The organism is Nocardia stercoris (genome assembly GCF_003696265.1).
In the GTDB taxonomy this organism is placed as follows: domain Bacteria; phylum Actinomycetota; class Actinomycetes; order Mycobacteriales; family Mycobacteriaceae; genus Nocardia; species Nocardia stercoris.
The window spans coordinates 57,686-71,713 of the sequence record NZ_RFFH01000005.1 but is presented as its reverse complement, the minus strand read 5'-3'; the positions used below and the strand labels follow the sequence as shown (position 1 = coordinate 71,713).

The following is a 14,028-nucleotide window of genomic DNA, read 5'->3' as shown; positions in this document are numbered from 1 at the left end:
TCAGCTCAGAGGCTGTCGATGAATTCGAAAAGCTCGTCGTCGTCGGCAGATTCGAGATCGTCGGCGTCACCGCCGGGATCGGTTCGATCGGCCGTTACGTCCTCGAGCTTGCGTAGTAGCGCGGACACCTTCTCGGCCAGGTCGGAACGTTGCGACGAGGTCAGTTCCGCGTCGGCGAAATGTCTGGTGAGCGAGTCGATTTCGGCGGCGAGGGCTCCCGCGGCCGCGTCGGCGGGCACCAACTCCCGACGGAGGAACTCGGCCAGGGCCGCCGGTGTCGGGTGATCGAACATCGCGGTGGCCGACAACTGAACTCCCGCAGCCGATTTCAACCTGTTGCGGAATTCCATCACCCCGAGCGAGTCGAACCCGATCGCGACGAACGGTTTGTCCGGCTCCATCGTCTCGGTACCGGTATGCCCGAGCACGGCCGCGGCGTGCACACCGATCACGCCGAGCAGGACACGCTTCTGCTCCTCGGCCGAACGACCGAGCAGGCGAGTGACCAGCTGTCCCGAATCGGCGGCGATCTCTGCCGTAGCCGGTTCGGTGACCGGCCCGCGCCGCGCCGCCGGCCTGGACAACGCTCGCATGATCGGGCGGACACCAGCCGTATCGCCCGCGCCGAGCGCGTCGCGGTCCAGGTGGACCGCCACGAAGGTCGGCCGACCGGCGGTCGTCGCCGCGTCGAACAGGTCCATGCCTTCGTCCGCATTCAGCGGGAGCAGGCCGTCTCGGCGCAGCCGCGCCAGATCGGCTTCGGTCAGATCGCCGGTCATACCGCTGCTCTGCTGCCATGGCCCCCATGCGATGGAGGTCGCGGGCAGCCCCTCGGCGTGCCGCTGGTGCGCCAGTGCGTCGAGGAAGGCATTGGCGGCGGCGTAGTTGGCCTGGCCCGCCGTACCGAGCACCCCCGCGACCGAGGAGTAGAGCACGAAGGCCGAGAGGTCCATGCCCGCGGTGGCCACATGGAGATTCCAGGCGGCGTCGACCTTGGGGCGCAGAACCCGTGTGATCTGCTCGTCGGTCATGGTGGCGAGCAGACCGTCGGCCAGCACACCTGCCGCGTGCACGACCGTGGTCAGCGGGTGCTGGGCGGGGATCGTGGCGAGCAGCCGGTCGAGCGCCGCCCGATCGGCCGCGTCGCACGCGACGACGTCCACGTGTGCGCCGAGTGCGGTGAGTTCGGCGACCGTTTCCGCCGCACCCGGCGCCTGCGCGCCGCGTCGACTCGCGAGCACGAACCTGCGCGCACCGTGGGCGGTGATCAGGTGGCGTGCGGCCACCACACCCAAACCGCCGGTGCCACCGGTGATCAGCACGGTTCCGTCGGTGCGCGGCGGGGTCGGGACGATCAGCACGTTCTTGCCGACACCCCGAGCCTGGCTGAGGTGGCGGAAGGCCGCGGGGGCACGCCGCAGATCCCATGCGGTGATCGGATACGGCTTGAGCTCGCCGCGGTCGAACAGTGCCACGAGGGCTGCCAGAACCTCCCGCAGCCGCTCGGGTCCTGCTTCCATCAGCATGAAACTGGCGTAACGCACACCGGGGTGCGTCGCGCCGACCTCGACCGGGTCGCGACGGTCGATCATCCCCATCTCGACGAATCGGCCGCCGCGAGGGAGTAGGCGCAGCGAGGCGTCCACGAATTCGCCCGCCAGCGAATCGAGCACGATGTCCACGCCTGCGCCGCCGGTGCGCTCCAGGAATTTCCGTTCGAATTCCAGGGTTCGGGAATCGGCGATCTCCGAATCGTCGAAACCCATGTCGCGCAGTACGTTCCACTTGGGTTTGCTAGCCGTAGCCAGCACGCGCAGCCCCAGGTGCCGGGCGAGTTGCACCGCCGCCATGCCGACGCCGCCGGTCGCCGCGTGCAGCAGCAGCGTCTCACCGGACCGGGCGTCGGCGAGGTCGACCAGACTGTAGTAGGCGGTCGCGTACACGATCGGAACGGCGGCGGCCTGTGCGAACGACCAGCCCCGTGGCATCGGTGCGAGCAGTCGCCGGTCCACCACCACAACCGAACCCATGCCGGGGGTGAAGCCGAAAACGTGATCACCGATGGCGAATTCGGTGACGTCGGCCGCGACCTCGACCACGACGCCCGCGCCCTCGCCGCCGATTCGGCCGAGTGGATCCGGATAGTTGCCCAACGCCATGAGCACATCTCGGAAGTTCAGGCCCACCGCTCGCATGCTCACCCTGACCTGGCCCGGCTCGAGAGCGGTTGTCGCGCCCGCGGCTTCGTCGAGTCCGAAGTTCTCCGTGGCCAGGGTTCCCGTGCCGCGGAGGGTCAGCGCCCAGGCCGCACCGTCGGGGGCGGTCAGGGCGCCGGAGTCGCGGGTGACTCGCGGGACGTACACCCCCGAACCCCGCACGGCCAGCTGGGATTCGCCGGCGACCGCCACGGCCGACTCCACGCCCGTGCGCAGGGCACCGCCGCCGCCGACGTCCACGAGTCTGATCCGATCCGGGTTCTCGCTCTGCGCGGTGCGGAGCAGGCCCCACACCGCAGCGCTCGCCGGATCGATCTGCTCGCCGGCCTCGGCCGCGACAGCCCGGCGGGTGACCACCACGACGGGATCGTCACCATCCAGCAGTTGCCGCACTCGCGCGGCGGCGGCGATGACCGTCTGTCGCACCGTTTCCGGCACGGATCCGGTCGCGGTCACCGGTTCGAACGCGGCGATCACATGCCTGCGCCCACCGATCGTGGCGATCTCGTGGTCCTCCCAGACGACATCCACTGTGCCGCCGTCCGGTTGCTGCCCGGCCACCCAATCGACGTGGTAACCGAGGCGGTCGCGCCCGGATTCGGTGAGCGCTCCCGGTGCGACGGCACGCAGGGTCAGCGCCCCGACCTCACCTACGGGGGTGCCCGCCTGGTCGGTGAAGGTCAAGGTGATGCGTTCGGCGCCGGAGTCGGAAACCCTCGCGTGCACCCGAAGTGCGTTCGATCCCGTGCTGCGCAGGTCGACGTACTCCCAGGAAAACGGCACGGCGATCGAACCGTTCGAGGGCGCGGGTATCAGCCCACCCAGCAGGATCGCGTGCAGCGCCGAATCCAGGAGGGCGGGGTGCATCCCGAACTCCCCGGCCTGGTCGCGCACCGAATCCGGTAGTGCGATCTCGGCGAACGCCGCACCGGGACGCACCCACAACGACCGCACACCGCGGAAGGCAGGTCCGTATCGGTAGCCGAGTGCCTCCAGTGCCGCGTAGCCGTCCTCGACGGCGATCGCTGTGGCGTCCGCGGGCGGCCAAGGGTACGAGCCACCCGGGTTCGACGGCGCGAACGCTTCGGCGGTGAGGGTCGCCGTGGCGTGGCGCACCCACGGCGATTCGCCGTCGGGTCCGGCGGTCTCGATTCGTGAATAGAACTGTGCCGTCACGCTGTTCGAGTCGTCCGGTGCACCCGCTACCAGGCGCAGCTGTACCCCCGCGTCCGCCGGGATCGGCAGCGGCGCCTCGATCACCAGTTCGGCCAGCCGCGGCCGCCCGGTGACCGCGCCGGCGTGCAGCGCGAGCTCCGCCAAGGCGGCGCCGGGCAACAGCACCGTGCCCGCGACCGCGTGGTCTTCGAGCCAGGGATGCGTGCTTCGCGACAGCCGGCCGGTGAACACGACCTGCTCCGAGCCCGGTAGCGCGACGATCGCGCCGAGCAGCGGATGCTCCGCGTTTTCCAGTCCCGAACGCCACACATCGTTTGCCGCAACGGGCCGGGCCCAATAGCGCCGGCGCTGGAATGCGTAGGTGGGCAGTGCGACACGGACAGCGGGCCGGTCGTCACCCTGTGACCAATCGACGGGAATACCGGCGGCATCCGCCCGAGCCAATGCGGTGACGAACGCGGTCGGCTCGTCCATCGACCGCCGCGAGGCCGCCACCACAACGGATCTCGGCTCCACTTCGGGGTGCCGCGCCATACAGGACGACGTCATGGCGGTGAGCACCGCGTCCGGGCCGACCTCGATGAACTTCCGCACCCCACTCTCGATCAGGGTGTCCACTCCCGGCGCGAAACGCACACAGCCACGCACCTGCGCCACCCAGTATTCCGGGTTGCGGACGGCGTCGCCCGCCTCGGTGCCGGTGACGTTCGAAACGATCGGCAGCAGCGGCTGTCGATAGCTCAATCCCTCGGCGACAGCGCGGAATTCGGCCAGCATCGGGTCCATCCGCGCCGAATGGAACGCGTGGCTGACCCGCAGCCGACTCGTCCGGACACCGCGCTGCTCGAACAGCCGGTCGACCTCGGCGACGGCGTCCGCATCGCCCGAGAGGACGACCGCGGCAGGACCGTTGACCGCCGCCACCGAGAGGCGATCGGCGTAGTCGGCCACCACCGCAACCGCGTCCTCCTCGGAGACGGCCACCGCGAGCATGGCGCCGCCTTCGGGCAGGGCACCCATCAACCGTCCGCGCGCCGCCACCAGTGCGCACGCATCCGACAGTGACCACACGCCCGCGACATACGCCGCGGCGAGCTCACCGATGGAATGCCCGGCAACCACGTCCGGTACGACGCCGAAGGACTCCAGCAGCCGGAACAGCGCCACTTCGAAGGCGAACAGCGCGGGCTGGGTGAATTCCGTTCGGTTCAGCCCGCTTTCGGGCGCATCGAACATCACCGCGCGCAGCGATCCGCCGAGACGGCCGTCGAATTCGGCGCACACTTCGTCGAGCGCACTCGCGAAGGCCGGGTAGTCGCGATACAGCCCGGCACCCATGCCGCGGCGCTGCGCACCCTGCCCGGTGAACAGGAACGCCACCAGCCCCGGTGTCGCCGTGCCCGCGATGGCGGTCGGGGTGGACTGCCCGTCGGCGAGGGCCGCCAATCCGGCGAGGAGTTCGTCACGGTCGCGACCGATGGCCCCGGCGCGCCGGTCCAGTCGCGCCCGGGTGCCGGTCAGGGCCGAGGCGACATCCCGCACGGCGAGGGCCGGGCGTTCGATCATCCACTGCCGCAACCGATCCGCCTGCTCACGCAGGGCCGCCTCGGACCGCCCCGAGATCATCAAGGCCGCGACGTTCGGATTCGCCGGGGCGAGGGCGGGTTCGGGCGCGGTCGCGGGCGCCTCCTCGAGGATGACGTGCGCGTTCGTCCCGCTGATGCCGAACGACGACACACCGGCGCGGCGCAGCCGGTCACCGCTGGGCCACGGCTCGGCCGCGGTGAGCACGCGCACGGATCCCGAGGACCAATCGACGTGCGGGGAAAGCTCTTCCGCGTGCAGAGTGCGCGGCAGCACGCCATGGTGCATGGCTTGAACCATCTTGATGATTCCGCCGACGCCCGCGGCCGCTTGCGCATGCCCGACATTGGATTTGAGCGAGCCGATCCGCAGCGGTTCCCGGTCACCGCGAGCTTGTCCATAGGTGGCGATCAGCGCTTGCGCCTCGATCGGGTCGCCCAGGGTGGTTCCGGTGCCGTGCGCCTCGACGGCGTCCACCTCGGCGGGTGTCAAGCCGGCGTCGGCCAGTGCCTCGGCGATCACCCGCTCTTGCGCCGGTCCGTTGGGCGCGGTCAGGCCGTTGCTGGCGCCGTCCTGGTTGACCGCGCTGCCACGGACGACCGCGAGCACGGTGTGGCCGAGCCGCTGTGCGTCCGAGAGCCGTTCGACGACCAGCACGGCCGCACCCTCCGACCACGCCACGCCGTCGGCGGCCGCGGAGAACGATTTGCAGCGCCCGTCCGAGGCGAGACCACGCTGCCGGGAGAAGTCGAGGAAGACCGTGGGCGTGGCCATGACCGTGGCCCCGCCGACCAGGGCCAGGGAACTTTCCCCCTGCCGCAGCGCGCGGCACGCCAGATGCAGCGCCACCAGCGAGGACGAGCACGCGGTGTCCACCGTCAGCGCGGGGCCTTCCAGCCCCAGCGCGTAGCCGATCCGCCCCGACACCACGCTGCCCAGCGATCCGGTGAGCGCGTAACCCTCGACCTCCGGACCCGCGTGGCGGGTCAGCGATTCGTAGTCCTGGTACATCACGCCCGAATAGACACCGGTGTCGCTGCCGCGCAACGAGAGCGGGTCGATTCCCGCGTGTTCGAGTGCCTCCCAGGACACTTCGAGCAGCAACCGCTGTTGCGGATCCATGGCGACGGCCTCGCGGGGACCGATGCCGAAGAAGCCCGCATCGAAATCGGCGGCGCCGGTGAGGAATCCGCCGCGACCCGAATAGGTGGTACCAGGGTTGTCCGGGTTCGGGTCGATCAGCCGGTCCAGCTCCCAGCCGCGGTCGGAGGGAAAGTCGCTGGTGGCGTCCGTTCCCGTGAACACCAGATCCCATAGTGCGTCGGGGGATTCGACACCACCCGGGTAGCGGCACGCCATGCCGATGATCGCGATCGGCTCATCGGTGTGCGCGGGGCTCGACGCCACCGGCTTCTCCACTCGTGTGGCCGTCGGCGCGACCCTCGACTGGACCAGCTTCGCCACCGCCGCGGGCGTCGGGTAATCGAAGATCAGCGTCGAGGGCAGCGAGAGACCGGTGGCCTTACCGAGCCGATTACGGAGATCCACTCCGCCCAGCGAATCGAAACCCAGTTCCCGGAACGGCTTCCCGGCATCGATCGAGGCACCGGAATCGTGTCCGAGTACCGCGGCGACCTGGGCGAGCACCGTCGCGAGGATCAGATCGGCACTACGGTCCGAACCTGCCTCGTCCAGCCGCGCGGCGAACGTCCCGGCCGCCGCATCGGAGGATTTCGCGACGCCGACGCGGCCTCCGTACCCGCGCAGTACCGCCGGAACTACGCGACCATCGGATTCGCGACGCGGTGCGGTGGCGTCGAAACGAAGCGGAACCAAGCGCGCCGCTGGATGCGCGAGTGCGGCACCGAACAGGCGCAAGCCCTCGGTGTGTTCGATCCGCCCGAGTCCGAGGCGATCCCATCGCGCGACGGCGACGTGATCCAGGCCGCCGGCCATACCGCCCGCCTCGCCCCACGGCCCCCACGCCAAGGACGTCGCGGCCAGTCCGGCAGCGCGTCGCCGCTCGGCCAGCGCGTCCAGGAAGCTGTTCGCCGCGGCATAGTTGCCCTGCCCCGCCGAACCGATCACCCCCGCGACCGAGGAGAACAGCACGAATGCGGAGAGGTCGACACCCTCGGTCGCTTCGTGCAGGTACCACGCGCCCGCCACCTTCGGTGCCAATACCCGGTCGACCTGCTCGCTCGTCAGGGAAGCGATGGTGCCGTCGTCGAGGACACCCGCGGCGTGTATCACCGCACTCAACTCCAGACCGCTCACCAGCTGTCGTACCGATTCACGGTCGGCGATGTCGCAGGCGATGATCCGAGCCCGGGCACCCAGGGCCGCCAATTCTTCGACCAAGGCCGCCGCACCGGGAGCGTCGGGGCCTCGGCGGGAGGTCAATACCAGGTGCCGGACACCGTATTCGGACACGAGCTGCCGGGCGAACAACACGCCCAATCCGCCTGTCCCGCCGGTGATCAGCACCGTTCCGGTTCCGAACGGGGTGGCGTCGACCTCGACGTCGGCGGCCACGGCGCGAACCAAGCGCGGTACGAGCACGTCGGAACCGCGCACCGCGACCTGCGGTTCATCGGTGCGCATGACTTCGGCGAGCGCTTCGGCGTCCAGCGGCGCCGCCGGGTCCTCGTCGACGAGGACGAAACGATCGGGATTCTCCGACTGCGCGGTACGCACCACACCCCATACCGCCGCCGCGACGAGATCCGGGGTTTCGTCGGCGACTCCTACTCCACCGCTGGTGACGACGACCAGCCGCGAATCCGACGGCTGTTCGTCTCGCAGCCACGAATTCAGCAGGGCGAGCGTCTCGTGCACGGCCCGCCGGGTCGTCGAAAAGATATCGGCGGGTTCGTCACTCGGGAACTCCGCACGGTGTACCACCGCGGTCGGAACCCGCTCACCGACGGTCGCGCCGCCGTCCAGGCGCTCCCAGCGCACCTGATAGAGATCGGCCGGGTTGCCGGACAGGCCTTCGAAGAATCCCTGCACGTCGTACGGACGCATGACGACGGCATCCACCGAGATGACCGGCCGCCCGACGGAATCGACAGCGGCGACCGAGATGGTCTCCGGCCCCGTCGCGACGGCGGCGACCCGAAGCGAGGTCGGCTGCGCCGATCGGTCGGCCATCGGCCGGTGCAATCGCGCACCGCCCCAGCGAAACAACAACTTTCCCGCGCCCGGTTCGTAATCCGTTTCGCGCCACAGCAATTCGGCGAGTCCGGCGTGCACCGCCATATCCAGCAGCGTGGGGTGCAGACCGAAAGCGCGGGCCGTGTCACCCGCCTCGGTGTGCAGGGAGATCTCGGAGAACACAGCGTGTCCCTGTCGCCATACGGCATGGACGCCGCCGAACGCCGGGCCGTATTCGAGCCCGGAGCCCTGTGTCATCCGGCTCGGAATCAGTGTCGCGTCGAGCGATTCCGCATCGAGCGGCCGAGCCTGGCCCAACAACCGCAATGCCTCCGGCTCGCCCGAATACCGTTGCGTGAGTGCGCCGGTCGCGTTCAGCACCCACGGCGCAGCCACGGACTTGCGGAAGTGGAATTCGAAAGGCCGACGCCCGGACTCGGGAGCCCGGACCGCGACCTGGAGCTCGATCTCATCGTCGTCGGCGGGCACGATCGGAACCTGCAACGTGAGCTCGTCGAGCACATCCCATTCGATCCGCGCGCCCGCGCTGAGCAGGAATTCCACCAGAACCGCGCTCGGGACGACCACGACGCCGTGTGCCGTATGGTCGGTGATCCACGGGTGTTCGCGCATGGACAGTCGACCGGTGAACAACCATTCATCGGTACCCGCGATACCGACGACGCCGGTCAGAATCGGGTGATCACCAGGCGTGCCCGCAGCGAGACTCGGCCGCAGCCAGAACCGTTGATGCTGGAACGCATAGGTCGGCAACGGGATTCGTCGCTCGACGGCGGGCAGCAGTGGCCGCCAGTCGACCGGGCCACCGGTGACATGGAGCTGCGCCAGGGCAGAGAGCAGCTGCGGTACTTGATCATTCGACCGTCGCGAGGTGGCCACGACCGAGGTCGACGACTCCATGGCCGGGTCGGTCGCCAGGTACCGGGTGATCGCCGCGCCGAGAACGGCGTCCGGTCCCACTTCGACGAATCGCCGCACTCCGCTCGTCAGCAGGGTAGCGATCGCGGGTGCGAAGCGGACGGTGTCCCGCACCTGCCGCACCCAATACTCGGGGGTGGCGATGATCTCGCCCGCGAAGTCTGCGGTGACGGTCGAAACGATGGGCACCCGGGGCGGGTTGTAAGTGAGGCTCTCCGCGATCGTGCGGAATTCCTCCAGCATCGGATCCATTCGCGCCGAATGGAAAGCATGGCTGACGCGTAGTCGGGTGGTCTGAATTCCCTCGGCGGCCAGCTCTCGTTCGACGGCGTGGATCGCGTCGGAGTCGCCGGAAAGCACTGTGGCGGCCGGGGCATTGACCGCTGCGAGCGCGAGGCGGCCGTCGAGTCCGGCGAGGACGGCGTTCGCCCGAGCCTCGTCGAGGGCGACGGCGAGCATCGCCCCGCCCTCGGGAAGTTCGCCCATCAACCGGGCCCGGGCCGCTACGAGTGCGCAGGCGTCTGGCAGCGACAGCACTCCGGCCACGTGAGCGGCCGACAGTTCGCCGATGGAGTGGCCCGCGAGGACGTCCGGTGCCGTTCCGAACGATTCCAGCAGCCGGTACAGCGCGACTTCGAAGGCGAACAGCGCGGGTTGCGTCCATTCGGTGCGATCGAGCACGCCGGTGGCATCGTTGAACATCACTTCGCGCAGTGTTCTTCCCGCCCCGGGGCCCTTCGCCCCCTGTCCGAGAAGCGGATCGAGGTGTGCGCACACCTCGTCCAGTGCGGTCGCGAAGGCCGGGAAGGCGCTGTAGAGGCCGGCGCCCATGCCGATTCGCTGGGCGCCTTGTCCGGTGAACAGAAACGCGGTCCGGCCCGCGACGAGGCTTCCGGTGACGATGTCGGTTCCGGTATCGGCACCGTTGCCCGCATCGGCGACGGCGCGCAGCCGTTCGAGCAGCTCGTTCCGGTCGCGTCCGAGCACCACCACGCGCGAATCGAAGTGTGCCCGGGTCGAAGCCAGCGCACCGGCAGCCTCGGCGATATCCAGCTGCGGACGTTGCGACAACCACATGCGCAAGCGGGCGGCCTGCGCGCGCAGCGCCGCCTCGCTCTTACCCGAGAGGACCAGCGGCACCGCGCTCTTGCCCGAAAGATCCGAGCCGCTGCGCGGAGTGTCCGATGTCGCCGCGTCGGCGGGCGCTTCCTCGAGGATCACATGTGCGTTCGTTCCGCTGATCCCGAACGAGGAAACGCCCGCCCGACGCGGCCGATCCCCGCGCTCCCACGGTTCGGCCTCGGCCAGGAGCCGGACCGCGCCCGCACTCCAATCCACATGCGGGGAAGGCGTTTCCACATGCAGTGTGCGCGGCAGTCGTCCGTGCCGCATCGATTGGACCGTCTTGATCACACCGGCGACGCCGGCGGCGGCGACGGTATGGCCGATATTCGATTTGAGCGAACCGATTCGCAGAGGTTCCCGGTCGCCGCGAGCCTGTCCGTAGACGGCGATCAACGCCTGCGCCTCGATCGGATCGCCCAGTCTCGTACCGGTGCCGTGCGCCTCGACGGCGTCCACATCGGCCGCCGATATCCCGGCGTCGGCGAGAGCCTGTTCGATCACGCGTTGCTGCGACGGACCATTGGGTGCGGTGAGCCCGTTGCTCGCACCGTCCTGGTTGACCGCGCTGCCACGCACTACCGCCAGCACGTGGTGTCCGAGTCGGCGAGCATCGGAGAGTCGCTCCAGAACGAGCACCCCCGATCCCTCGGACCAGCCCACACCGTCGGCAGCGGCAGAGAAAGCCTTGCAGCGGCCGTCGCGCGACAGCCCGCGCTGCCGAGCGAAGTCGACATACAGGTCGGGAGTCGCGGCGATGGTCACGCCTCCGGCGAGAACCAGAGAGCTCTCGCCCCTTCGCAATGCCTGGCACGCCGAGTGCAGCGCCACCAGCGAGGAGGAGCACGCGGTGTCCACCGTCACCGCCGGCCCCTCCAGGCCGAGGACGTAGGCGAGCCGCCCCGAGATGACGCTGTGCGAGGTGCCGGTCAGCCGGAATCCCTCCAGCTCGCCGGTGACGAGACCGGAATACCCTGACGCGCAGGCTCCTACGAAGACGCCGGTATCGCTGCCGCGCAGCGTGGTCGGGTCGATTCCGGCGTCTTCGAGGGCTTCCCACGCCGTTTCCAGGAACACCCGCTGCTGCGGGTCCATCGCCAGCGCCTCGCGCGGGCTGATCCCGAAGAAGCCGGGATCGAAATCACCTGCGCCGCTCAGGAAGCCCCCTCGGCGGGTGTAGACGGTACCCGCCTTGCCGGCATCGGCATCGTAGAGGCGATCGAGGTCCCAGCCGCGGTCGGCCGGGAAATCTCCGATCGCGTCGCGTCCCGCCGCGACCAGGTCCCACAGCTCCTCGGCAGAGGAGATACCGCCCGGGAACCGCGCACCCATGCCGACGATCGCGATCGGCTCGTCCGACGAGGTTCGCCGCGCGACCCGGCCGCGCTTTTCACCGGCCGCGGTGGCACGTGAGCTCAGCAGGTCGGCCACCGACGTGGCGGTGGGGTGATCGAATATGAGCGAGGCCGGCAACTCCACACCCGTCGCCCGGGTCAGGCGTTTTTGCAGTTCCACGCCACTGAGCGAATCGAAGCCGAGATCGGTGAACGGCAGGTCGCCGCGCACCGACTCGGCCGATTCGTACCCCAGGACGGCGGCGGCGTGCTCGCGGACCACGGCGAGAACCGCGGCGCGGTGCTGATATTCGGGCATCGCTCGCAGCTGGTGCGCCAGGGCCGTCGGGGCGGGCGCTGCCGGCGGCGACTCGACGGACTCGGGATCCGCGGTGTTCTCCCGGCGACGAAACGCGTACGGCGGCAGCTCTACCCGGACACCGGTCGTCCGGGCCGTCGAGTCCGCCGGCAGTTCGGTGCGGTCCGAACCGCCGCCGTGCTCGGCGAGCGCTCCCAGCTCGACCAGCAACTGCTCGGAGCTCGACACGACAAAGGTTGCCCGCCAGGGCATCTGGGCGCGGAACGTGAGCAGTGAGTACGCCACGTCGGCAAGGGCGAATTCCGGATGGCGCACCAACCAGTCACGGAGCCGACTCGCTTGCGCGCGGAGGCCGACCTCATCGCGCGCGGAGAGCACGATCGGCACCTCGTCGGCGTCGTCGGGCTCGAAGGTCGTCGCGATGTCCGCGACCGGAGCCTCGTCGAGGATCAGGTGAACGTTCGAACCACCCATACCGAACGCGGAGACGCCTGCCCGCCGAATGGTGGTCGCAACCCACTGTTCGGGTTCGCTGACCACACGCAAGCACAGTTCGTCCAGTGGAATCGCCGGATTGGGCCGCTCGAAGTTCAGGCTGGGCACGAGTTCGCGGTGCCGCAGGCACAGCGCGGTCTTGATGAGGCCGATGATCCCGGCAGCGCCCTCCAGATGGCCGACATTCGTCTTGACCGACCCCACCGCCAGCGGCGAACCCGGCTCGCGCTCGGCGCCATAGGTCGCGCCGAGCGCGGCAGCCTCGACCGGATCGCCCGCCGGCGTTCCCGTGCCGTGCAACTCGACGTACTGCACGGAATCGGCGGGCGCATCGGCCGCCTCGAGCGCGGAGCGAATCGCGGCGACCTGCGCTTCGCGACTCGGCGCACTCAACACCCGTCGCTCATTGCCGGTATTGACCGCGCTACCACGGATTACGGCGTGAATCCGGTCGCCGTCGTCGATCGCTCGAGCCAGCGGCTTCAGCACGATCACGCCACCGCCTTCGCCGCGCACGAATCCGTCCGCGCGCGAGTCGAAGGTGTAGCACCGCCCCAGTGCCGAGTGCGCACCGAAGTGTTCGATCCGTTCACCACTGGTCGGTGAGAGGATCAGATTGACGCCACCGGCCAGCGCGATATCGGTTTCGCCCGCCCGCAGGCTCTCGCACGCCAGGTGCACCGCGACGAGTGCGGAAGCCTGAGCGCTGTCGACCAGGAGGCTGGGGCCGGTGAACCCGAAATAGTTGGACACCCGGTTGGCGATGATTCCACGCGTCGCGCCCCACAGAGAGTGGCGCGTGACGCCGGGCCCTTCGGCGGCCGTGACGAGTTCCGCGAAGTCACCGCCGGTACAACCGAGAAATACCCCGCCCCGGCGCGATTCGCGTGCCGCATCGGCCAGCCCCGCATCTTCCAGGGCCTCCCAGCTCAGCTCCAACGCGAGCAATTGCTGTGGATCGATCGATCGGGCCTCATGGGGGGCGATGCCGAAGAACTCCGCGTCGAAATCGCTCACGGAATCGAGGAAACTCGCGCGTTCGCTGAGGTTCGCGCGTGCCGCCGGGGCGGCGCCGACGGTCTCGCGTCCCTCGCCGAGCAGCCGCCAAAAAGCATCGAGATCAGCAACTCCCGGCAGCCGGCACGCCATTCCTACGACAGCGACGGGGAAATCTGATCGGGTCACCACTCGAGAACCTTCCTCACGACGAGCACGCACCTGCGCGTCTCGGCACCGCGCGTATATGAAATGTCCACTACACCAGGAGTTTCAGTGATCGTTCGAAGTGCCGGACCGGGCCGGGATGCTCGGCTCGCCGATGCCGAAGTAGTCGGAGACGCGATTGGCGAGCTGTTGCGGGTCGATCGCCCGCGCCGATCCGGTCACCTCTGAACACCCTTCCGCATGACACACACGAACCCCGAGACGCCGGCTGTCGAATTCTCGACAGCCGTGACAACCGACCAATTTCTGGTACTTCCCCGAATCGATCTGCGGCCGACCACCATTCGCCGCAACCACGCCGCTCGACGGATCGCAGCAGCGGATTTCGTACCGATGCAATGAATTGCGCCGCGATCGAAGCTCCACACGATGAGCTCGCATGTGCCGGAGCAATTCCGGGGAACCGAGCCCGGAGGCGCGGTGCGCACCGGTGCCGACCGGACTCGGACCGCGTCGCCGGGGG

At 69.3% G+C, this 14,028-nt stretch carries 1 protein-coding gene; it reads right to left on the bottom strand.

What is annotated here, in order from left to right; genetic code table 11:
* Window positions 1-5: 5 nt before the first annotated feature.
* The gene (locus tag EBN03_RS14090; protein ID WP_233608378.1) at window positions 6-13,526 is read right to left on the bottom strand and encodes a type I polyketide synthase; all 13,521 of its coding nucleotides are present in this window, start codon (window positions 13,524-13,526) and stop codon (window positions 6-8) included.
* Window positions 13,527-14,028 lie beyond the last annotated feature (502 nt).